The sequence below is a fragment of the Vibrio taketomensis genome (assembly GCF_009938165.1).
GTDB lineage: Bacteria > Pseudomonadota > Gammaproteobacteria > Enterobacterales > Vibrionaceae > Vibrio > Vibrio taketomensis.
Genome location: NZ_AP019649.1, coordinates 2,869,292 through 2,893,143 on the forward strand (window position 1 = coordinate 2,869,292; position 23,852 = coordinate 2,893,143).

A 23,852-nucleotide genomic window follows, 5' to 3' on the forward strand; every position below is an offset into this window, starting at 1 on the left:
TCTCTACTTCTTAAACATCGCTCTCAAGTTGGCGATGTGTGCCTGCCCTTTTGCCATGCGCTCTTCTTGCGTCGCTGGCTTTTTATGCTGTTCCCATTCAACATCATCAAATGGCAACTCATCTAAAAAGCGGCTCTGGGTTGGCTTAATCAACTCACCAAACTGACGACGTTCACGACACATGGTAAATGTCAGCTCTTTCTGTGCACGTGTAATACCCACATACATCAGACGGCGCTCTTCCTCTACATTATCCTCATCAATACTGGTTTGATGCGGCAAAATGCCCTCTTCACTACCAATCAAATAAACGTAAGGAAACTCCAAACCCTTAGATGCGTGCAGTGTCATTAATTGAACGGCATCACTATCGTCTTCTTCTTCACTGCGTTCCATCATGTCACGCAGCGTTAAACGCTGTACGACTTCTTTCAGCGTCTTCTCTTCTTGGTCATAGTTGTCACCTTCTAAATCAGACACGATCCAAGAGTAAAGATCAGAGACGTTTTTCATTCGCATCTCAGCTGCTTTCGGGCTAGCCGAGGTTTCATACAGCCAATCTTCATAGTGAATATCACGCACCAACGAGCGCACAGCTTCCACCGTATCGCCACGTTCTGCCTGATCAGCAATCGCCACCAGCCAAGAAGTAAAACGGCGCAGGTTTTCTAAGCCACGCCCTGAAAGATGATGCTCAAGTCCAAGCTCAAAACTGGCCTCAAATAAGCTCTTACCGCGCATATTGGCGTAGCTGCCAAGTTTCTCAAGCGTTACCGGGCCAATTTCACGCTTAGGCGTATTTACAATGCGCAAAAACGCATTGTCATCATCAGGATTCACTAGCACCTTGAGGTAAGCCATGATGTCTTTGATTTCAGCCCGAGCAAAGAAAGAGGTACCACCAGAGAGTTTGTATGGCACACGGTTTTGCATTAATGATTTTTCAATCAGGCGAGATTGATGATTACCACGATACAAAATGGCGTAGTCTCGGTATTCGGTGCGATTTAAAAATTTATGCGCAATGATTTCACCGGTAATACGTTCCGCTTCGTGATCTTCATTTTTAGCCATCAATACTTTGAGCTTTTCACCGTCTGGCAACTCAGAGAACAACGCTTTCTCATATACGTGAGGGTTGTTAGCAATCAGAATATTGGCACACCGCAAAATTCGGTTAGTCGAACGGTAGTTCTGCTCTAATTTGATCAGTTTTAAGTTCGGAAAATCTTCACCAAGTAGAATCAAGTTTTGCGGCTTCGCACCACGCCAAGAATAGATCGACTGATCGTCATCACCTACCACGGTAAAGCGTGCACGCTCACCCACTAATAAACGCACCAACTCATATTGGCTAGTGTTGGTATCTTGATATTCGTCCACCAGCAGATAGCGGATCTTGTTTTGCCAACGCTCACGCACTTCGCTATTACCGCGCAGCAACAAGACCGGCATCAAAATCAAATCATCGAAATCTAATGCGTTATAGGCGCGCATCTGCTTTTGGTACATATCAAAACAAAAAGCGAATAGTTGTTGCTGCTCACCAACGGCACGAGCTTTGGCTTCATCTGGCGACAACATGTCGTTCTTCCAGTTAGAGATAGCACTCATCAACTGACGCAATAAATCTTTATCACCATCAAGTTGTTTTTCGGTCAGATCTTTCAGTAAAGCCAACTGGTCTTGATCATCAAACAACGAAAAGCCCGACTTTAAGCCTAAATGTTTGTGTTCACGTTTGATGATATTGAGGCCCAAAGTATGAAAAGTCGAAACCATCAATCCTTTAGACTCTTGTTTACCCAAGGTTTGCCCTACACGCTCTTTCATTTCACGCGCAGCTTTGTTGGTAAACGTCACGGCCGCAATGTTGCGCTTTATAACCACATTGCTGAACCAAATAAGCAATTTTATTGGTGATCACGCGGGTTTTACCTGAGCCAGCGCCTGCCAAAACAAGGCATGGGCCTGACACATACTTCACCGCTTGGTCTTGTCCGGGGTTCAGCTTCATGGTGCTCTCATTCAGAAAAATTAATGCCGCCTATAATAAAGGTGCAATAAGGTGATTGCTAACATTTAAATCATCTTCACGGCGTGAGAATTCACCGCTGTTAGTAGTAAGTTTAGTCAGCAAATGAATTTATAAAGCACGTTTGATTTTGTTTGACATGCATTTTTGACACATTGTTTTCACTAATATGCAATCAATTGTGAACTTTTAGTCGCAATGGTTCTACAATGAATGAACGTTCATTCATTGGTGTTTTCATTTAATGACCAATAATTTATGCGTGGATAAAAAGCAGCAAATTCTGTGCGCCGCTGAAACGGTGATCGCAGAATCCGGTTTTCATGGTTTGTCCATGTTAAAAGTCGCCAAACAAGCCGGAGTCGCTGCAGGGACCATCTACTGCTACTTTTCAGACAAAGAACATCTTTTGTCCGAAGTTCGTCTTAGTGTCGCTCAACGTATTGCTGATGCAGTACAAGAGGTAACGGTAACGAACCTCTACGAGATCGTTACCGCCAAATGTGGTTAAACACATGGAACCTAGCGCTATGTAACAAAAATGCGCTCAGTAACCGTGTGCAATACGACTCACTGCCTTCAAATGTTGAACCGGAAGTTCGAGCTCAAGAAAAGTTAATGTTTCATCAAGTAAACAAATTATTTGAGGATGGTAAGGCGCAAGGAGTTTTTAAACCTATCGCAAACGAGGTGTTGTCAGGTCTGACATTTGAGGCGTGTGTCGCCCTAGCTCGTAAACATGCCATAGGCTTCTACCAATTGGATGATGCCGCTTTGGAAGCCGCTATCGACGCCAGTTGGGACGCAGTAATCAATCACTAACTTGGAGTTCTGATAAGAATGAAAAAGTGGACTTTCTTTATGATTGTCATCGTAATTCTACTGTTTGGTAGCGTTATTGGTTTCAATCTATTCAAGCAACAGAAGATAGCCGAGTACATGGCTAATCGCCCCGAACCAGAGTTTCCTGTCACTGCAGTCACGATTAAATCGGTTGACTGGGTGCCAGTCATAGAGGCGATTGGTTTTATCGAACCAAATCAAGGTGTGACCCTTGCTAACGAAAGCAGCGGTATCATCGATAAAATCAGCTTTGATTCAGGCACCCAAGTTGAGCAGGACCAACTGTTAGTAGAATTAGATTCTGCGGTTGAACAAGCGAATTTAAAGAGCGCACAAGCAAAAGTGCCGGCAGCCAAAGCGAAATACAAACGCTACCAAGGCCTATACAAAAAAGGTTCTATCTCTAAAGAAGCATTGGATGAAGCTGGCGCTAACTACTTCTCACTTGTGGCGGATGTAGAAAGCCTAAAAGCGTCTATTGACCGTCGCCAAATTCGCGCGCCATTTGCTGGTGAAGTGGGTATTCGTAACGTTTACCTAGGCCAATATCTACAAACTGGTACTGATATCGTTCGTCTTGAAGATACCAGTGTGATGCGCCTGCGCTTTACTGTGCCACAAAATGATATCTCTCTCATCAAGCTTGGTCAGGAAGTGGACATCTTTGTTGATGCGTATCCTAAACTTCCATTTAAAGGCTCGATTACCGCGATTGAACCTGCGGTTGCCGTTCAAAGTGGCCTGATCCAAGTACAAGCTGATATTCCGAATAGCGATGGTAAATTGCGCAGTGGTATGTTCGCTCGTGCGAAAATTATCCTACCTTCGGTAGCCAACCAAGTGACTCTGCCTCAAACCGCAATTACTTACACGCTATACGGCGATAACGTTTACATCATCACTGAAGAAGACGGTGAAATGCGCGTTAAGCAACAAGTCGTGAAAGTGGGTGAGCGTTCAGGCGACATCGCGCACATTCTGGAAGGTGTGAAACCTGGTGATCAGGTGGTAACTTCAGGGCAAATTCGACTCAGTAACCACGCGAAAGTGCGTATTGTTGAAGACACTGCTCTAACTCCACCTAAAGAAACACCAATGCTGTAACGGAGGGACCATGCGCTTTACTGATGTTTTTATTAAACGTCCAGTTTTAGCGGTATCCATCAGCTTCTTGATCGCCTTGCTTGGTTTGCAAGCCATCTTCAAGATGCAGGTACGTGAATACCCTGAAATGACGAATACGGTAGTAACGGTTACCACCAGTTACTATGGCGCGAGTGCGGATTTGATCCAAGGCTTTATTACCCAGCCTTTGGAACAAGCCGTCGCACAGGCAGATAATATCGACTACATGACTTCACAATCGGTGCTTGGTCAATCGACCATCACGGTAAATATGAAGTTGAATACCGATCCAAATGCTGCTCTATCTGACATATTGGCAAAGACCAACTCAGTACGCTCACAACTGCCTAAAGAAGCAGAAGACCCAACGGTAACCATGTCTACCGGTGCGACAACTGCTGTGCTTTATATTGGCTTTACTAGTGACGACCTCAACTCCAGTCAAATCACCGACTACTTGGAACGTGTTATTAACCCGCAACTATTTACGGTTAACGGCGTTTCGAAGGTCGATATGTATGGTGGTGTTAAATACGCGCTGCGTGTTTGGCTTGACCCATACAAAATGGGCGCACTGGATCTAACGGCAACTGACGTGATGGGCGTACTTAACGCCAACAACTACCAGTCAGCAACTGGCCAAGCCATTGGTGAGTTCGTGCTGTATAACGGTAGCGCCGATACCCAAGTATCTAACGTCGATGAACTGAAAGCACTGGTGGTGAAAACCGGTCAGGGCAATGTTGTTCGCCTTGGTGATATCGCAAAAGTCACCTTAGAGAAGAGCCACGACGTATATCGTGCAAGTGCTAACGGTAAAGAAGCGGTCGTTGCGGCAATCAACGCTGCGCCTAGTGCTAACCCAATCAATATTGCTGCGGACGTAAAAGCGTTATTGCCTCAACTAGAGCGTAACCTGCCAAGCAATATCAAAATGAACGTCATGTATGACTCAACGATTGCGATTAACGAGTCAATCCATGAAGTAATCAAAACCATCCTCGAAGCCGCGGTTATCGTATTGGTGGTGATTACTATTTTCCTAGGTTCTTTCCGTGCGGTAGTCATTCCTATTGTTACCATTCCACTGTCGCTGATTGGTGTAGCGATGGTAATGCAAGCAATGGGCTTTTCTTGGAACTTGATGACGCTGCTGGCGATGGTACTTGCCATCGGTCTGGTGGTGGATGACGCGATCGTTGTACTGGAAAACGTTGACCGTCATATCAAAGAAGGTGAGTCGCCGTTTCGTGCTGCGATCATTGGTACGCGTGAAATTGCCGTACCGGTTATCGCGATGACTCTAACACTTGGTGCGGTATATGCACCGATTGCTTTGATGGGCGGTATTACCGGCTCGCTATTTAAAGAGTTTGCGCTGACGCTGGCTGGTGCGGTATTCGTATCCGGTATCGTGGCACTTACACTTTCTCCAATGATGTGTTCGAAAATGCTTAAGGAACACAGCAAGCCAAGCAAGTTTGAGACAACGGTACATAACGCTCTCGATAAAATGACGGCGCGTTACGACAAAATGCTGCATGCAGTAATGAGCCATCGTCCAGTCGTTATCGCTTTTGCATTAATCGTGTTTGCTACCCTACCTATTCTGTTTAAGTTTATTCCGAGTGAATTAGCCCCAGCAGAAGATAAAGGCGTAGTTGTGTTAATGGGTACCGGTCCGGCAAACGCCAACTTGGATTACCTTGAAAACACCATGGAAGACGTGAACAAGATTCTCTCTGATCAACCAGAAGTAGAATATGCTCAGGTATTTACTGGTGTGCCAAACTCAAACCAAGCGTTTGGTCTGGCGACGCTAAAACCGTGGAGCCAGCGTGAAGCAAGCCAAGCTGATATCACCAAACGTGTAGGTGGCTTGGTTTCAGATGTTCCAGGAATGGCCGTGACTGCATTCCAGATGCCGGAACTTCCAGGCGCAGGTTCGGGTCTGCCCGTTCAGTTCGTTATCACCACACCAAATAACTTTGAAAGCTTATTCACGATTGCCAGCGATATTCTGGTTCAAGTAGCGAAAAGCCCAATGTTTGTGTACTCAGATCTCGATCTGAACTACGGCTCTGCAACGATGAAAATCAGCATCGATAAAGACAAAGCTGGTGCTTATGGTGTGACCATGCAAGATATCGGTATCACGCTAAGTACGATGATGTCTGATGGCTATGTAAACCGTATCGACTTAAGTGGTCGCTCTTATGAAGTCATTCCTCAAGTAGAGCGTAAATGGCGTCTAAATCCAGAGTCGATGAACAACTATTTCGTAAGAACTGCGAATGGTGAATCTATTCCACTAGCAAGCTTGATTACGATTGATGTGGTTTCGGCACCTCGTACCCTACCTCACTTCAACCAGCTAAACTCAGCAACGGTAGGTGCGGTACCAGCGCCAGGCGTTGCAATGGGTGATGCAATTAATTGGTTTGAGGATATTGCACAAAGCAACCTTCCATCGGGTTACAACCACAACTATATGGGTGAAGCTCGTCAGTTTGTAACCGAAGGTAGCGCGCTTTACGCAACCTTTGGTTTGGCACTGGCGATCATCTTCCTAGTATTGGCGATTCAGTTTGAGTCGATTCGAGATCCGATCGTTATCATGGTGTCTGTACCGCTAGCAATCTGTGGTGCCTTAATTGCACTCGCTTGGGGTACGGCGACGATGAACATCTACTCGCAGGTCGGCTTGATTACGCTGGTTGGCCTGATTACCAAGCACGGTATTTTGATTTGTGAGGTAGCCAAAGAAGAACAGCTACACAACAAACTCAGTCGTATCGATGCGGTAATGGCAGCAGCGAAAGTTCGTCTTCGCCCAATCCTAATGACCACAGCTGCGATGATTGCCGGTCTAATTCCATTGCTATACGCATCTGGTGCGGGTGCTGCGCAGCGCTTTAGTATTGGTATCGTAATCGTGGCTGGTTTGGCGATTGGTACTCTATTCACGCTATTCGTTCTGCCTGTAATTTACAGCTACTTGGCTGAACGTCATAAACCACTGCCAATCTTTGTTGAAGACAAAGACCTTGAAAAACTGGCACGTGTTGATGAAGCAAAAGCTGCACATCGCGATATGGCGAATAATGGCAACTAATTCGGTTTGCTAACATTCCAATCAAAAGGTCACTTCGGTGGCCTTTTTTATTGGCTGGTAAGGATTCTCAACTCAGCGTCATCAAACGTTTAAGTCGCTTTTTTGTGCGATAACTAGCGACTTTTGCGTATCAATTAAATAAAATGATGCCAAAGATACAGGAGTGTTAACACCATGTTTGACCCGAAGAAACTAGAGCAAATCGCTAAGCAAATTCACGACTCTATGCCGCAGCCAGTGAAAGACCTAGGCGCTGACGTTGATCAGAAAGTTCGCCAAGTAATTCAAGGCCAACTAAACAAACTCGACGTGGTAAGCCGTGAAGAGTTTGATGTCCAAACACAAGTACTGCTACGCACTCGCCAAAAACTGACCGAAATGGAAAAGAAACTGGCCGATATCGAAGCAAAGCTTGCAGACAAATAAGCAATAGATAAAAAAGGCTTGCCCCAATGGAGCAAGCCTTTTTGTTTGTCTGAACGTTATCCCACACCCTCAAGCAAGAATGCAGGAATAACGTTGATGATCGTGTTATTGACCGCCTACCGCGATATGCTTCATGTCAGTCATGTAGCCACGTAGTTCTTCACCAATGTACTCAACTGGGTGGTTACGAATAGCAAAGTTCACATCAATCAGCTTCTGGTTATCCACTTGGTTTGACGCTTCGCCCAAACCTTTACCGATAACATCCGTGTTCACTGACGGCATAAATTTCTCACGCAGTAGCGGCGTTGCAACGTTAGCAAACAGGTAGTTACCGTATTCAGCCGTATCTGAAATTACCACGTTCATTTCGTAAAGGCGCTTACGAGCAACCGTATTGGCAATCAGCGGAAGTTCATGCAATGACTCGTAGTATGCTGACTCGTCGATGATGCCTGAAGCGGTCATTGCTTCAAATGCCAGCTCAACCCCAGCACGTACCATTGCCACCATCAGGATGCCGTTATCAAAGTACTCTTGCTCACTGATTTGGATGTCAGTCGTTGGGTAGTTTTCAAATGCAGTTTCACCGGTTTCTGCACGCCAGCCCAGAAGGTTTACATCATCGTTTGCCCAGTCAGCCATCATAGTGCTTGAGAACTCACCTTGAATGATGTCGTCCATGTGTTTGTTGTACAGTGGACGCATTAGCTCTTTAAGCTCTTCGGACAGGTCATACGCTTTGATTTTCGCTGGGTTTGATAGGCGATCCATCATATGAGTTATGCCACCAAACTTCAGCGCTTCAGTGATAGTTTCCCAACCGTATTGCAGTAGTTTACCTGCGTAACCAGGGTCGATACCTTCTGCTACCATCTTCTCGTAACAGACGATAGAACCCGCTTGCAGCATGCCACATAGGATTGTTTGCTCACCCATTAGGTCAGATTTTACTTCTGCTACGAATGAAGACTCTAGACAACCTGCACGGTGACCACCTGTCGCAGCTGCCCATGCTTTCGCGATATCCCAGCCTTCACCTTGAGGATCGTTCTCAGGGTGAACAGCGATAAGCGTTGGTACGCCGAAACCACGTTTGTATTCTTCACGAACTTCAGTACCAGGACACTTAGGCGCAACCATCACAACGGTAAGGTCTTTACGTACTTGCATGCCCTCTTCAACAATGTTGAAGCCGTGTGAGTAACCAAGCGCCGCACCTTGCTTCATCAGTGGCATAATGGTTTCCACTACGTTGGTGTGTTGCTTGTCTGGCGTTAGGTTAACCACAAGGTCTGCTTGTGGGATCAACGTTTCATAGCAACCCACTTCAAAACCGTTTTCTTTCGCGTTTTTGTATGACTGACGCTGCTCGTCAATCGCAGCTTGGCGTAGCGCGTAAGCAACATCCAAACCTGAATCACGCATGTTTAGACCTTGGTTTAGACCTTGAGCACCACAACCAACAATGACTACCTTCTTGCCTTTTAGGTAATCAGCTTCAGTAGCAAACTCACTGCGATCCATAAAACGACAACGACCTAATTGGTCTAATTGCTCACGCAAATTTAGGGTATTGAAATAGTTAGCCATGGTAGGGCTCTCCTTTAAGAATAATGTCCATGAGGTCGGTAATATTGCTTACCGAATGAGCTGATACTAAAACAGACAATTAATTGCTTAAAGTGATATATTCACAATTAGTCATTGCAATAAATGCAACGTGGAAAATTATTGATATGGAAATTAAGTGATTATGAACATTAAAAGCCTACAGCTGTTTATTCACTTGTGTGAAAGCCGCAACTTTGCCAAGACAGCAGAGGCGAAACACATCAGTCCTTCGGCTCTTAGCCGACAAATCCAGAAGTTAGAACAGGAAACTGGGCAAGTTTTATTCGTGCGGGATAATCGCAGTGTTGAACTGACCCCTGCGGGTAAAAAATTACTGCCCGTGGCACTCAATATTCTTAGTGAGTGGCAAAACTACCACGCGCAATTCACCGATTTGGATAGTGAACTGAAGGGTGAAATTCGCCTGTTTTGCTCGGTTACGGCCAGCTATAGCCATTTGCCAGAATTGCTTTCCGAGTTTCGCCAGCAACACCCATTTATCGAATTTAAACTCTCTACGGGCGATCCCGCACAAGCCATTGATAAGGTACTCCACGACGAAGCGGATATTGCGATTGCGGCCATGCCTGATCATCTCCCCTCTCGCATCGCATTTGAAACCATCAGTGAAATTCCACTGTCGGTGATCGCCCCTGCCGGAGTAAGTCATTTAGCGCATGAACTACATAGCGATAAACCCAATTGGAATTCACTCCCCTTTATCGTGCCAGAAGCAGGCACGGCACGTGAACGCGCCAACACTTGGTTTAAAGCGATGCGAATCAAACCTAACATTTATGCGCAAGTCTCTGGTCATGAAGCTATTGTGAGTATGGTAGCGCTTGGCTGTGGGGTGGGTATAGCACCGGATGTGGTGATCAACAACAGCCCCGTTCGCGATAAAATTGAGCGAGTAATGAAAGTCGCCTCGATTGCACCGTTTGAATTAGGCGTGTGCTGTAAGCGCTCGCAACTCGACAATCCCCTAATCAAAGCGTTATGGAAAGTTGCACAAGAGAAATACATTAGCCTTTAGTATTTATTGGGGCAAAAAAGCACAAAGCCACGCGTTGCGTGGCTTTGTTGATTCTATTGTAGATACGCTTAGATAACGCGTGAGAACTGCTGCTGACGAGCACGATCACGGAGATATTTATCAAAACACATACAGATATTACGGATCAGTAGACGACCACGTAGCGTGACACGAATTTCGCTATCATCCACTTCAACCAAACCATCGTTGATGAAGGTTTGCAGCAATTCTAGGTCTTGCGCAAAGTACTGGTTAAAGTTGAGTGTAAATTCACGCTCAATAAAAGTTTTATCCAGCTTAAAGTTACAGATAAGCTGCTTAATCACTTCACGACGAATCAAATCATCTTGGTCGAGCGATACCCCTTTCCATAGTGCATGACGCTGCTCATTCACTTGAGCGTAGTACTTTTTCAGCTCTTTTTGGTTTTGCGCATAGGCATCACCAATCATCGAAATCGCTGATACACCAAAGCCAACTAAATCACACTCACCCTGAGTGGTGTAGCCTTGGAAGTTGCGGTGCAATACCCCATTACGCTGAGCGACAGCAAGCTCATCATCCGGCAATGCAAAGTGGTCCATACCGATAAACTGGTAACCCGCCCCCGTTAAGGTTGCGATAGTTTGTTGCAAGATTGCCATCTTTTCTGACGCTTGCGGCAAATCTTCATCTTTAATCTTACGCTGAGCAGCAAACAATTGCGGCATGTGTGCGTAGTTAAATACCGATAGACGCCCCGGTTGCATCTCAAGCACTTGCTTTAATGTTTCAGCAAAAGACTCTTGAGTTTGTTTTGGTAAGCCGTAGATCAAATCAAGGTTGGTAGAACGGAAGCCGAGATCTTTAGCACGCTTAACCATCGCAATAATAAAGTCTTCATCTTGCTCGCGGTTAACCAGCTTTTGCACTTCTTTGTTAAAGTCTTGCACGCCGATACTTAAACGGTTGAAGCCTTCGCTACGAAGGTGATCCAGCATATCCAACTCAATTTCACGTGGATCGACTTCAATGCTAATTTCAGCGCCCGCTTCAAAATCAAATTCACCACGTAAAATAGCCATCACTCGGCTAATTTGCGCTTTTGATAGAAACGTTGGTGTACCACCACCAAAATGAAGCTGAGTCACATGGCGGTTTTGCAGCAAACTGGCACGTGTACGAATTTCTGCCTCGAGCACATCAAGGTATTCATCCGCTTTATGTACGTGACGAGTAATCACTTTATTACAGCCACAGTAGTAACAAAGCTTATGACAGAATGGAATGTGAATGTATAGCGACAAAGGTCGTTCTGGGTAAGCCGTGCACGCCATATCATAATCAGCAACCGTAAAGGCTTCATGAAATTCTAAGGCGGTTGGGTAAGAAGTGTAACGAGGACCGGAATAGTTATACTTATCCAGAACCGTTTGATCCCACTCAATTTGTTGGCTTGCTACGACTTGCTGCGACATGTTGTTGTTTCCATTCTTTGACTAAAAGGTCAAGGTTTCGTTAACGGAGCATTTTGCCATAAGCTTCTACAAGAGAAACAGAGGTCGCCCGTTATTTTGAGCACCAAAACCCAGAACTGATTTCAGAACTGATAAATCGATCACTCACAGTAATTGTAAGTGATCGACGGTCAGTTATCAGGTTTGCTTGGCTGAGACTTACACCATTTGAATGTTGATTTGGTTGTTAAGTGGCTGCACTCGTTTTTGCAGTCGCTTCAACTCTTCAACAATGGCATCTTGCAGACGCGATTCGGCTTTATGGCGAGTTAGGTTTTGTTGCATGCGTTCTTTTTTAACCAGAGCTTGGCGATCTTCGCCACGCGCCATGTCTTTTACTACATGGTACAACTCTGAAATTGCAGGGAATTCTTGGTCGAAATCGACACGATCATCACCCTGCACATAATCCATAATGCAGTAAACACGAATACTGATTTCAGACAGGTCACACTGCCCTTGAATGCCCGCCATACATAACGTATTGACGTTTTCAAAGATATTCGCATTACGCTTTGCAATCGCTAACTGACGATGCCTCAGCTGCAATTCCTTTTGCTTCTTCAGTTGAAGAAGAAGGTAACCTGCGTAAGATGCTAGACCGAGAATAATGATTCCACCAGCAATGGCTAACAAGGTTACATTCATACTTTACTGTTATCCTTTAAATTGGTTGATATCAAACGATTCAAACTGCGATAACAATTCATCGTCTGATGCAGGCGTTTTACTTGCTTGACGCTCTTCAGGGAACTCATCAAAGTCTGAGTACTCTTCTTCATCTTGAGCATCATCAAAAATACCAAGTTGCTTCATCAGCGCTTCGATGCGCGCTAATTTTTCATCAACGTATTTCTGCAGGCCTGCACCTAGGTTTTCACCACTTTCGATACGATCTAACAATACGTTTAATTGCGCATCGTTTTCTAGCATCTCTAGCTCTTTTTCGGCACTTAAACGACGCTCAACTTTAGTTGGCTTCTTAGCTGCTTCAACAATTAGAGGAATCTTCTTCTTACTGCCTAAACGAGGGTCACGCTTTTGACCATTGGTCATCTCTTTCTGCGCTTTCGCTTCAGAGTTGCGGCTACCGGTTTTTAGACCTTTGCGCTTTTTGTCTCTTTTACGCTGACGTCCATCAACGTCTGCTTGTGTACGGTTACGAACAACAATAACGTCACCGTTACCGCCAGATCTTGCTTTTTTGCTACGACTCATTACTGGGGTTTCCTCAGCAAAATTACATCTTTTCCAACAAATTCAAGTTCGAGCTGATCCTGCTCTGCCAAGTACTCAAACGTTTTACGACTAAAAAAGATCACATGGGTGAGATCGTTTTTGTAGTGCCAAGTCGCAAACGCTTCAACATCGATCACCATCTTGGTCATTACACCAAGCCAGCCACCGGGCTTAACTAAATTTAACCATTGCTGCCACACTTTATCCGGATGATATAAATGCTCGATCACTTCGGTGGCAGTCACAAAGTCATACTGTTGATTTAATACCTCCATATTAGGATGGTAATAAATGTCATACAACTTCATCGTGTGCCCCTGCTCTTGCAACATCAAGGATAATGTTGGACCAGGACCACAACCAAAATCTAACCCTTGCGAATTTGGCGCTACACGTTGGCAAATCGGGTCAGCCATGCGTGATAAAAAGCGGCGGTAACCTTCATCACTTGGATCGTTCTCGTGGAGATCGTAGTGGGCTTTTTCCGCTTTTGCGTCTAAACGCTGATCTGGATTAACAAATACTAAGGCGCAATTTGCGCATTCTAGATACTGACGACGCTTATCTTCAAAGTAATGGTGAGTGTGATTGCTTTGACAAAGCGGACAGTGGTGCATTGTTACATCCTTTTTATAGGGGATGCGCAACATACCAGAAACTGCGGTCAGAGTGGAGTATTATTGTGCAATAAATCATCAAATCAATAAAATTTGATATAAAAAGCGATAGAATCTCTATCGCTTTCTAAATGCCATGATGGCGAAACTGGGTTGTGCAAATATTGCACTCCAAATTTCCTTTTGTTTTTCGAGCTTTCCCTGCCAAAAAGGTGTTGTTTGTCATCATCCTAATGAATTTTGGCTTTCCATCTACTTCCTGTAGCTGAGCTAATCCTTAGCCTGATCCTTTCCCCTGTCTAAACCATTAGACGAGTCAACCATCCTTATTTTGTAAGCTTCCTGCTTACAACGCATCCTTTATCGCATCGACCAAGTCTTCCTGACTTGCATCCTTGGAGACCATCCTAGCCTTTTATCCTGCCCCACCTCATGTGGATGTCTCTACTTTACTGCAGATGCTCTTAGAGGCAACATTCAATTCTAATTTTTGTTGTTCAAATAACACTCACCACTGCAACTGAATGTTTTATGGCATTTAAAGCTATACAGTAAAATTACACTCATGACGAATGGCAAATCTCTTACAAACTGGCGAGCAAGATCAGAAATTACCGCCACATAGCTGGTGTGACCGCGATCAAACTAATTTCAAAGCAACAAAAAGCCACGCGATGGCGTGGCTTTGCAAGACTGACTGGAAGCATTTTGAAAAGAGTGTGTTTAGTGAAGACCACCAACATAATTTGACAGTACTTCGATATCTTTATCGGTTAGTTTTTGTGCAACATCACGCATCATAGCGTTCATATCGTTGCCACGATTACCATCTCTGAATTTCTCAAGTTGAGACTTGATGTACTCTGCATGCTGACCTGAAATTTTTGGAAATCCAGACAACTCAGTACCGTTACCACGTGGACCATGACAAGCAATACATGCCGCTAAACCACGCTCTGCATCACCTGCGGTATACAGAACTTTACCTTGCTCAACCGCACTTTCTGGCGTGGTATTATGCGCCAACGGTAATGAAGCATAATAAGCAGCGAGATCGGCCATATCTTGTTCACTCAATGGCATCGCCATGCCACTCATTACAGGATCAAAACGGCCTTGTTTTCCGCTACTGGTCATGCCCAATTTTAGATCTTTCAGCTGCTTCTCAATGTACTTTGCATGCTGACCGGCTAGGGATGGGTACATTCCAAGTAAACTGTTGCCGTCCGCTCCATGACACGCAACACATGTTTGTGATTTTGCTTTACCAGCTTCTATATTGCCTTGGGCCCAAGTGGAGCAGCTGACTAAAATACTCACAATTAGCACTAATTTCTTCATGACATTCCATTATAATTATCTAGCTTCCAGTACCACTCTGCATTGCCACTCATGGTACAATAGGCGACCTCATGCCGAGTACGGTTATTTTACACAATTTCACAAAAAAGTAATCAATTGACTACACAAAGTCGAGATGGAGTTAACAGTGAACGTAAAAATTAATTACCAAAACACCCATTTCATCACAAGTGCACCTGACATTCGTCACTTGCCAGAGGATGAGGGCATTGAAATTGCGTTCGCCGGACGTTCCAATGCCGGGAAATCGAGCTCTTTGAACCGATTGACCAACCAAAAAAGCTTAGCAAAAACCAGTAAAACACCGGGTCGTACCCAGTTAATCAACCTATTTAAGGTAACAGAAGGCTGTCATATCGTTGACCTGCCTGGATATGGTTTTGCACAAGTGCCGCTTGAAATGAAGAAGAAGTGGCAACAATCGTTGGGTGAGTACCTACAAAAGCGCCAATGTCTAAAAGGCCTAGTAGTATTGATGGATATTCGTCATCCAATGAAAGACCTCGACCAACAACTGATCTTCTGGGCTGTGGATTGTGGTATTCCAGTACAGGTACTACTGACGAAAGCTGACAAGCTAAAAAGTGGTGCACGCAAAGCGCAATTATTGAAGATCCGTGAAGATGCAAAAGGTTTTGGCGGCACCGTTAAAGTCGATGCGTTCTCATCACACAATGGTCTAGGCGTTGATATTCTGCGTAATAAACTGGATGAATGGTTTGCACCTGCTTTTGCTGACTCAGTAGAAGCCGACATTGATAGCGATATTGATGAACAAGACGGTGAATAATTTCATCTAAGCTTTGCTCTAGCAAAGTTCACCCAAAGTTGAAGCCTCGCAATGTGCGAGGCTTTTTTGTATTCATCAAACAATCCGGTTAAGTAAAGCCGTAGAGAAAAAGAAAAGCCCCACTCTAGGTTGGGGCAACGGGAGAGAATTACACATCATTATTGTTATGCTGTTAGCTTGTCGTATTCATACTCGAGTTTCAACATTACTAGCTGTATGGGTATTTAACTTACCTCATAAGCCAGATCTCAAGCAGCACAAAGCTTTCCCATGCATTCTCACATGAGCACGTTAAAATTATAGCGTTTATTTTTATACAAAATAACAAAAATGTGATGAAGGAAAGTTACAGTTTTCGCCTTAAACATGGCACAAATTGCGGAAATGTCGATGACAGAAAGTCGAGAGTTTTAGTCGGAATGATCGCTAAAAATGAAGAAGTGAAAGTTTTTCTTTGCCACAAGAAAAACGCCCCAGCCAAACACTGGCTGGGGCGGCTGAATCAGCCTAATCCAATAACGTGAAACAAAAGGTCTGAAAGATAGAACATCTTACCTCTGTACCCTACGCAGATTAATGTACAACAATTGGTCAGAAATTCAAAGTCATTTTGTAAGTTTTTTTCAGTATTATTTTGTTAGCTACATAAACCCCTTGAGCGGTCTGGCTTTATTAAGAGCAAAAAAAAGCCAGCATTTGTGCGCTGGCTCATGTTAAACGTTATAAATTGCTCAAAATTTGTCTAGTGCGCCTGTTCCCAGTTGTCACCATGACCAGCTTCTGCAATTAGTGGCACAGCAAGATCTGCTGCAGATTCCATCAATTTTTGTACTTTAGTTTCAATTTCGGCTAAAGCTGACTCTTGAACCTCAAATACTAATTCATCGTGCACTTGCATTAGCAACTTAACACGGCCTTGGCCTTCACTTTCAATCCATGCATCAACCAACAGCATCGCTTTTTTGATGATGTCAGCAGCTGTACCTTGCATTGGAGCGTTGATTGCGGCACGTTCAGCAGCCTTACGACGCATACCATTACGGGATTGAATTTCTGGTAAATGCAGACGACGACCAAAGATGGTTTCTACATAACCTTTTTCTGCGGCTGCGCTGCGAGTATCTTCCATATACTGCATCACACCTGGGTAACGCTCGAAGTACTTGTTCATATAATCTTGCGCTTCACCACGAGGAATACCCAACTGCTTCGCCAGACCAAAGGCACTCATGCCGTAAATCAGACCAAAGTTAACCGCTTTCGCACGGCGACGTTGTTCTGAAGTCACGTTATCAATGGTTGTACCCATGATTTCAGCAGCCGTTGCTGCGTGGATATCTTTACCCTCACGGAACGCATCAAGCAGCGCTTGGTCACCCGATAGATGCGCCATAATGCGTAGCTCGATTTGTGAATAGTCGACCGCCATAATTTTATAACCATGCGGCGCAACAAATGCTTGGCGAATACGACGACCTTCTTCATTACGAATCGGAATATTCTGTAAGTTTGGATCCGTTGAAGATAGACGGCCGGTTGCGGTTACAGCTTGATGGTAAGAGGTATGCACACGACCAGTTTCTGGGTTGATCATTTTTGGCAGTTTGTCAGTGTAAGTCGATTTCAACTTAGCCAAACCACGGTACTCCAGAATCAGTTTTGGCAGCGGGTAATCCAATGCTAGCTCTTGCAACACTTCTTCATTCGTTGAAGGCGTACCCGAAGGGGTTTTCTTCACAACTGGCAAGCCCATTTGCTCAAACAAAATTGCTTGTAGCTGTTTTGGTGAGTTCATATTGAACTCTTGACCCGCCAACTCATAGGCTTTTTGCTCTAGCTCATCCAAACGTACCGCAATCTCTTGCGATTGAGCAGACAGCATCATGTCATCAATTAATACGCCGGTGCGTTCAATACGAGAAAGCACAGGAACTAATGGCACTTCGATCTGCTGATAAATCTCATTGAGCTTTTCATCTTGTGACAAAATGTCGTTTAAACGATGGTGCAGACGTAGCGTTACATCGGCATCTTCTGCTGCATAAGGAGACGCTTGCTCAAGATCGATCTGGTTGAAAGTCAGCTGGCCTTTACCCTTACCCGCAATCTGCTCAAACGAAATGCAGCTATGTTGTAGGAAACGCAGCGCCAAGCTGTCCATGTCATGTTTGCCACCAACGCTGTTGTAGACATAAGACGCCAGCATAGTGTCATATTTAATACCACGCATTTCGATGCCGTAACGCGCCAACACACTCATATCATATTTAAGGTTTTGACCCACCTTAGCTTGATTGGCGTCTTCTAGAATCGGTTTTAGCTGCTCAAGTACCCAAGCGCGATCCAGTTGCTCTGGAGCATCAAGGTAATCATGGGCAACTGGCACATAAGCCGCCTCACCTTCAGCGATTGCAAATGACAAACCAACTAAGTTTGCCACCATATAATCAAGGCTGTCAGTCTCGGTATCAAATGCAAACACGTCTGCCGCTTTGAGTTTTTCCAACCATTGATTGAACGTGTCTTGATCGACAATCGTTTGGTACTGACTGCGGTCAATCGATACCGCTGAAGTGTTGATTTCCGCTTGGCTAGTCGTGTTTGTTGTCGCTACCGCACCCGATTTTTCATCGGCTTCCACCACACCAGAGCCACCTTCAAGTAGCTCGTTAAGCCAAGACTTAAACACCAGTTGGCCAAACAATTGCACCAACTCATCTTTATTTGGCTCGGTTTTGACTAGCTCTTGCGGTTTAAACGCCATCTCTACGTCGAGTTTAATCGTCGCCAATTGATAAGAAAGCAGCGCATCCTCTTTATTATCCACCAGCTTTTTCGCCATGGTCTTAGAGCCACGGAAACCCAGTGGCGCAATGTCATCAAGGTTTTCAAACAGCTTATCTAAACCACCAATACCTTGTAGCAGTGCGGTTGCAGTTTTATCACCAACCCCCGGAACACCAGGAATGTTATCGACTTTATCGCCCATCAATGCCAAGTAATCGATGATCAACTCAGGTGGAATACCAAACTTCTCGATCACCCCTTCACGATCCAATACCACGTTGGTCATGGTGTTGATCAACGTGACATTTTCATCCACCAATTGCGCCATGTCTTTATCGCCAGTGCTGATCAAGACAGGAATACCCTGCTGTGATGCTTGAGAGGCCAAAGTACCAATGACGTCATCGGCTTCAACGCCTGGGATCGAAATCAAAGGCAGACCCATAGCACGAATGACATTATGTAGCGGTTCAATCTGGCAACGCAGATCATCTGGCATTGGTGGACGATTAGCTTTGTATTCTGGATACATGTCATCGCGGAAGGTTTTACCCTTGGCATCAAACACGACTGCAATACGATCCGAGGCAAATTGACGCATCATGCTGCGTAGCATATTCACTACGCCATACACAGCGTTAGTTGGAATATCACCATTACTCATCGTTCCTGGGTAGGCATGAAATGCACGATACAGGTACGAAGAACCGTCGATCAAAATCAGAGGATTATCTGGAATACGAGCCATAGTCTTAAGGTTTCCAAAGAGAATGCGAATTAGATTTGCCTAGGATGCCATGAGTGCGGCAGTGATGCTATTTAAACTCTGTGATGTCTCTAGCGAGATTTGCTGAATAAGCCACCACATGATGTGTCCACTTGTGGATAACTCTGTTTATAATAGTTATCCACTCAACTTGATAACGGTCACATTTTTAAATAAATTAAATTTAACCTTATGTATTTAAAGAAATAAAGAAAGATCGATCCTTTGTTTTGCGATCGCAAAACGATCCTCGTTTGTGGAAAAGACTGCTGTTGTCCTTTTGTGCAAGAGAAAATGATAGGCATAAAAAAAGCGACATCTTTCGATGTCGCCTAGCAAAAATGTAGTCAAAGCGTTTCATGTGGAACATGCGGCTTTGCCATAGAGCTATAAATTACACTGGAAGCAATGTGAGCAATGTCGTGTCCAAAAGAACTTGTGCAAGTTCGAGAAATTCAGCCTCATCACAAATTCATGCGAATTCATAATTCAACGTCCTTGTGAACTTCCTCATTCCCTAAGACGAGATTGATAATAATGATTCTCATTTAGATTGTAAATACCTAAATGAGAAAAATCTCATTTATTTGTTATCTCCGCTCTGCATCGCCTTGCTAAAGTGAATTCTTGCCTCACGAATGTCTGGTTTGGACTCATAATTTTCAATCATGTAGCCATTTTTATCAACAATCTAAGCATCATTGGAAATTGGTTACGAGACTTCACTTTAAGGGTTTTATAGCCTTGAGCGACAACCCAGGCTTCTTGTTCATCCAGCAGTGTTTGCGCTACACCTTTGCCACGAGCTGCTGGCGTTACGCCGCCAAACCAGCTGTAAAACGTCTCTGCATTTAGCTCATAACCGATTTTAAAGCCAATAATGTCATCTTGCTCTTCCGCCACCAACACTAAACTGCGTTTACCCTCAATCCTTGCAGCCAGTGAATTGACACTTTTATGCGCAAATTCATTGATAGCCTCTACCGCCTCGACACATTCAGCCAAGGTCCCACGACGAAATACCACACTCATTGATTGTCCTTTCAAAACGATTAAGCGAAAAAAAGGCCGGCGATGCCGACCTTCATTATTTTAGTTGCAGCAATTACTTGTCTCGTAGAAATTGCGCCGTTTGGCCATTTTCTTCCGCTAACCACTCAGCAACGTCTTTAGCAAAGTAAGTCAAAATACCATCTGCACCAGCACGTTTGAAACAAAGTAGTGATTCCAAGATTGTTTCACGTTCTTTCAGCCAACCATTTTGGATCGCCGCTTTATGCATCGCATACTCGCCCGATACTTGGTAAGCAAAAGTCGGCACTTGCAGCTCTGATTTCACACGACGTACCAAATCTAGATAAGGCATACCTGGCTTCACCATCACCATATCCGCACCTTCATTGATGTCCATTGCTACTTCGTGCAGGGCTTCATCGCTGTTAGCTGGGTCCATTTGGTAGTTCTTTTTGTTACCACCTTTTAAGTTAGACGACGAACCGACCGCATCACGGAAAGGACCGTAATAATTTGATGCATATTTAGCAGAGTAAGCCATGATTTGCGTGTTGATATGACCCGCAGCTTCTAGCGCTTCACGAATCGCACCAATGCGACCATCCATCATATCTGATGGAGCAACCACATCTACGCCTGCTTCAGCATGAGATAAGGCTTGTTTAATCAACACTTCAGTAGTTTGATCATTTAGCACATAGCCTTCTTCATCGATGATGCCATCTTGGCCATGAGTGGTGTATGGGTCCAATGCCACATCAGTGATCACGCCAATTTCCGGCACATGCTCTTTAAGGGCACGAACCGTACGTTGCACTAAGCCTTCTGGGTTGTATGCTTCTGCGGCACACAAGCTTTTAGCGTCTTGGTTCACCACTGGGAATAGAGCGATCGCAGGCACACCTAATTGAGCTAGGTATTGCGCTTCTTCTAACAGTAGATCAATCGACAAACGCTCAATGCCCGGCATTGACTCTACTTGCTCACGACGATCTTTACCCATCAGTACAAACATTGGGTAGATAAGATCATTTACTGACAGTTGATTTTCGGCCATAAGACGACGGCTAAAGTCATGCTTACGCATACGGCGCATACGACGTGCTGGGAACTGACCTTGGATAGAAACTGACACTCTATTCTCCTTCAATCTGGTGAAAGTGCTTGTACAGAATGATATCACTCTTAAACCTTGGCGCTAGCGGCAAAAACCAAAAATGCAAAAAATGACCTTGCGTTCACACTGCCGTATACTCAAATTATCTATTTTCAATGAGTACTACCATGATCGACACCCATGCGCATATCTATGCCAGCGAGTTTGATAACGATCGCGATCTCGTGGTCGAACGCGCGCTTAATCAAGGCATTGATAAAATTTTACTGCCTAACATCGACCTTGATTCAATTGAGCCGATGCTTGCGACCGAAGCGGCCTACCCGACGATCTGCCGTTCAATGATGGGGCTACACCCTTGTTATGTGGATAGCAATGTCGACCAAACACTGGCCACCATTTATAGCTGGTTTAGCAAGCATAACTTTATCGCCGTGGGTGAAATCGGTATCGATCTGTATTGGGATAAAACCTATCGCACCGAGCAAGAAAAAGCGTTTGTGACCCAATTGAATTGGGCCAAAGAGATGCAACTTCCGGTGGTGATCCATACTCGTGATTCGATTGAAGAAACCTTATCGCTGCTACGTGGAGAACAAGATGGCTCGCTACGTGGTGTGTTCCATTGCTTTGGTGGCAGCGTGGAAGAAGCGAAAGCTATTAATGACCTTGGCTTTCATTTAGGTTTAGGCGGTGTATCGACATTCAAAAACGGCGGCATGGATCAAGTGATTCCACACCTCGATATGGATTATGTAATTCTCGAAACTGACTGCCCTTACTTAGCGCCCGTGCCTCATCGAGGTAAACGCAATGAGCCAGCTTACACTGAGTTGGTCGCCAATCGCATTGCGACACTGCGTGAGCTCACGTTAGAGCAAGTCGACAGCATCACCACACATAACGCGAAAACGTTATTTAATCTGTAGGCGGTAAATCGCAAGCAATAAAAAAGGTTGGCATTGCCAACCTTTTTTCTATTCTTCTGCTTGCTCTTCCGCATCATCATCTTTGCGCACATAGAATCTGGCAAAGAACAGACCAACTTCAAACAACAAACACATCGGCACGGCCAACAGTGTCTGTGAAATCATATCCGGTGGCGTCAGCAGCATACCGATAATAAATGCCAATACGATAATGTATGGGCGCTTTTCACGGAGACTTTCGGGATCGGTCGCCCCAGTCCAACACAGCAAAATAATCGCCACAGGTACTTCAAACGCGATACCGAAGGCTAAGAACAACGCCAGTACAAAATCGAGATAACTCGAAATATCCGTAGCGAACTCTACACCACCCAGTGAAATTGCCGTGAAGAAACCGAATACCAGTGGAAACACCACAAAGTACGCAAACGCCACACCAGCGTAAAACAACAATGAACTAGAGAACATCAGCGGCATAATCAAACGACGCTCATGTTTGTATAGCCCTGGCGCCACAAATGCCCATACCTGATAAAGAATAAAAGGCACGGCCAAAAATACCGAAGCAATCAAGGTCAGTTTTAATGGTGTAAAGAAAGGAGATGCAACGTCAGTTGCAATCATGGTTGCCCCTTCAGGCAGGCGCTCTACTAGTGGTTTTGAAACAAACTCGTAGATGTCATTGGAGAAGTAAATCAAACCAACGAACACCACCAACACAGCTAAGATTGCACGCAACAGGCGATTTCTTAGCTCCAGCAGATGGCTGATTAAAGGTTGTGTCTGCTCGACAGAGGACATATCTAACCTCATTCAAAACGATCAAAAAGGAGCTACATGGATAGTGCAGCTCCTCACAATGAGACTACTCGGCTTTCTTGTCTGCAGGAACAGATGTCTCGGCAGCAGTTGGCTTCGAGTCCACTTCAACTTGGCTAGTCTCTGTAGCCTTTTGAGCATAGGGACGCTGAACCTCTTGCGCCGCTTTTTTGAGTTCTTCCACCGAAGACTTCAATTCAGGGGAAAGATCTTCCATCCCCATCTTTTCAGCTTTGCGAAGGTTCTCTTGCAGTTCTTGAATCTTAAGCTCGTGATTGATTTCATCTTTCACATTGTTTGCCATGCTTTTCGCAGCCGACACAAAGCGCGATACGCTACGAATGGCATGAGGCAAACGCTCAGGACCAAGAACTACCAGTGCGACGACAGAGATTAATACCAGTTCCCAAAAACCGATATCAAACACGTGTTATGCCTGCTCTTTGTCTTTCTTAGTTTCAGCAGTCGCGTCAGTCTTCTGCTGTTCTAGGTTCTTAGGTTCAAAGTCAGCATCTTTTTTGTCTTGCTGAGCTTCTTCATCACTCATCGCTTTTTTAAAGCCTTTCACTGCACTACCCAAGTCACCACCGATGTTGCGTAGTTTCTTTGTACCAAACAGCAAGATAACAATTACGGCAATAATAAGAAGTTGCCAAATACTAATACCACCCATTCTTTTTACCTCGGGTTCTACTAAACAAAGTTTCGTTAAAGTCTAATGC

At 44.7% G+C, this 23,852-nt stretch carries 17 protein-coding genes and 4 pseudogenes; 7 read left to right on the forward strand and 14 right to left on the reverse strand.

Translation table 11 applies throughout. The features are described 5' to 3' along the window. Positions 1-3 precede the first annotated feature (3 nt). Positions 4-2,017: pseudogene (gene rep / locus Vt282_RS13350) on the reverse strand (DNA helicase Rep). Between the two features lie 262 nt (positions 2,018-2,279). On the opposite strand from rep, the pseudogene Vt282_RS20675 reads away from it, so the two are divergent. From Vt282_RS20675 to ubiK, 4 genes and pseudogenes are all read left to right on the forward strand, one after another. After that, positions 2,280-2,857, forward strand: a pseudogene (locus tag Vt282_RS20675) (TetR/AcrR family transcriptional regulator). An 18-nt stretch (positions 2,858-2,875) separates the two neighbouring features. Further along, the gene (locus Vt282_RS13360; RefSeq protein ID WP_162045311.1) at positions 2,876-3,982 is read left to right on the forward strand and encodes an efflux RND transporter periplasmic adaptor subunit; all 1,107 of its coding nucleotides are present in this window, start codon (positions 2,876-2,878) and stop codon (positions 3,980-3,982) included. A gap of 10 nt (positions 3,983-3,992) precedes the next feature. Then, positions 3,993-7,118 carry a multidrug efflux RND transporter permease subunit gene (locus Vt282_RS13365; protein WP_162045310.1) on the forward strand — a complete coding sequence of 1,042 codons (3,126 nt, stop codon included), beginning with the start codon at positions 3,993-3,995 and terminating at the stop codon, positions 7,116-7,118. A 174-nt stretch (positions 7,119-7,292) separates the two neighbouring features. Further along, on the forward strand, positions 7,293-7,544 hold the full coding sequence (ubiK, locus tag Vt282_RS13370; RefSeq protein ID WP_162045309.1) for a ubiquinone biosynthesis accessory factor UbiK: 252 nt from the start codon (positions 7,293-7,295) through the stop codon (positions 7,542-7,544). Between the two features lie 105 nt (positions 7,545-7,649). Here the strand turns inward: ubiK and ilvC are convergent, their stop codons facing one another. Further along, a complete protein-coding gene (gene ilvC / locus Vt282_RS13375; protein ID WP_162063609.1) occupies positions 7,650-9,137 on the reverse strand; it encodes a ketol-acid reductoisomerase in 1,488 nt (495 codons plus the stop codon). Positions 9,138-9,300: 163 nt separating this feature from the next. Between ilvC and ilvY the strand changes: the two genes are divergently transcribed. After that, positions 9,301-10,194: an HTH-type transcriptional activator IlvY gene (ilvY, locus tag Vt282_RS13380; protein ID WP_162045307.1), complete on the forward strand. Its 894-nt coding sequence runs from the start codon at positions 9,301-9,303 to the stop codon at positions 10,192-10,194. 68 nt (positions 10,195-10,262) lie between these two features. On the opposite strand, the gene hemN is transcribed toward ilvY, so the two are convergent. The 5 genes from hemN to Vt282_RS13405 form a co-directional block, all read right to left on the reverse strand. Further along, on the reverse strand, positions 10,263-11,651 hold the full coding sequence (gene hemN, locus Vt282_RS13385) for an oxygen-independent coproporphyrinogen III oxidase (protein ID WP_162045306.1): 1,389 nt from the start codon (positions 11,649-11,651) through the stop codon (positions 10,263-10,265). Between the two features lie 198 nt (positions 11,652-11,849). Beyond that, positions 11,850-12,338, reverse strand: a complete 489-nt coding sequence (locus Vt282_RS13390; RefSeq protein ID WP_162045305.1) for a DUF2489 domain-containing protein — start codon at positions 12,336-12,338, stop codon at positions 11,850-11,852. 9 nt (positions 12,339-12,347) lie between these two features. Beyond that, positions 12,348-12,908, reverse strand: a complete 561-nt coding sequence (gene yihI, locus Vt282_RS13395) for a Der GTPase-activating protein YihI (RefSeq protein ID WP_162045304.1) — start codon at positions 12,906-12,908, stop codon at positions 12,348-12,350. Beyond that, the gene (locus Vt282_RS13400; RefSeq protein WP_162063610.1) at positions 12,908-13,546 is read right to left on the reverse strand and encodes a class I SAM-dependent methyltransferase; all 639 of its coding nucleotides are present in this window, start codon (positions 13,544-13,546) and stop codon (positions 12,908-12,910) included. Before Vt282_RS13400 ends, yihI begins: the two co-directional genes overlap by 1 nt. Positions 13,547-14,269: 723 nt before the next feature. Further along, positions 14,270-14,887, reverse strand: a complete 618-nt coding sequence (locus tag Vt282_RS13405; RefSeq protein ID WP_162045302.1) for a c-type cytochrome — start codon at positions 14,885-14,887, stop codon at positions 14,270-14,272. Between the two features lie 148 nt (positions 14,888-15,035). On the opposite strand from Vt282_RS13405, the gene yihA reads away from it, so the two are divergent. After that, a complete protein-coding gene (gene yihA, locus Vt282_RS13410) occupies positions 15,036-15,698 on the forward strand; it encodes a ribosome biogenesis GTP-binding protein YihA/YsxC (protein WP_162063611.1) in 663 nt (220 codons plus the stop codon). Between the two features lie 502 nt (positions 15,699-16,200). On the opposite strand, the gene spfP is transcribed toward yihA, so the two are convergent. The 4 genes and pseudogenes from spfP to hemB all read right to left on the reverse strand — a co-directional run bounded on the left by spfP (position 16,201) and on the right by hemB (position 21,400). Then, on the reverse strand, positions 16,201-16,248 hold the full coding sequence (gene spfP, locus Vt282_RS21915; RefSeq protein ID WP_438356636.1) for a small protein SpfP: 48 nt from the start codon (positions 16,246-16,248) through the stop codon (positions 16,201-16,203). Between the two features lie 192 nt (positions 16,249-16,440). Continuing rightward, a complete protein-coding gene (polA, locus tag Vt282_RS13415; RefSeq protein ID WP_162063612.1) occupies positions 16,441-19,233 on the reverse strand; it encodes a DNA polymerase I in 2,793 nt (930 codons plus the stop codon). A 601-nt stretch (positions 19,234-19,834) separates the two neighbouring features. Next, positions 19,835-20,283, reverse strand: a pseudogene (locus Vt282_RS13420) (GNAT family N-acetyltransferase). 73 nt (positions 20,284-20,356) lie between these two features. Continuing rightward, positions 20,357-21,400, reverse strand: a complete 1,044-nt coding sequence (gene hemB / locus Vt282_RS13425) for a porphobilinogen synthase (protein WP_162063613.1) — start codon at positions 21,398-21,400, stop codon at positions 20,357-20,359. Between the two features lie 149 nt (positions 21,401-21,549). On the opposite strand from hemB, the gene Vt282_RS13430 reads away from it, so the two are divergent. Further along, the gene (locus tag Vt282_RS13430) at positions 21,550-22,311 is read left to right on the forward strand and encodes a TatD family hydrolase (protein WP_162063614.1); all 762 of its coding nucleotides are present in this window, start codon (positions 21,550-21,552) and stop codon (positions 22,309-22,311) included. Positions 22,312-22,359: 48 nt separating this feature from the next. Here the strand turns inward: Vt282_RS13430 and tatC are convergent, their stop codons facing one another. The 3 genes and pseudogenes from tatC to tatA all read right to left on the reverse strand — a co-directional run bounded on the left by tatC (position 22,360) and on the right by tatA (position 23,803). Further along, positions 22,360-23,112, reverse strand: a complete 753-nt coding sequence (gene tatC / locus Vt282_RS13435; RefSeq protein WP_162045297.1) for a twin-arginine translocase subunit TatC — start codon at positions 23,110-23,112, stop codon at positions 22,360-22,362. Between the two features lie 154 nt (positions 23,113-23,266). Then, positions 23,267-23,557: pseudogene (gene tatB / locus Vt282_RS13440) on the reverse strand (Sec-independent protein translocase protein TatB); the annotation flags it as partial. 3 nt (positions 23,558-23,560) lie between these two features. Further along, positions 23,561-23,803 (reverse strand): Sec-independent protein translocase subunit TatA, encoded by a 243-nt coding sequence (tatA, locus tag Vt282_RS13445; RefSeq protein WP_162045295.1) that lies wholly within the window; start codon positions 23,801-23,803, stop codon positions 23,561-23,563. Positions 23,804-23,852 lie beyond the last annotated feature (49 nt).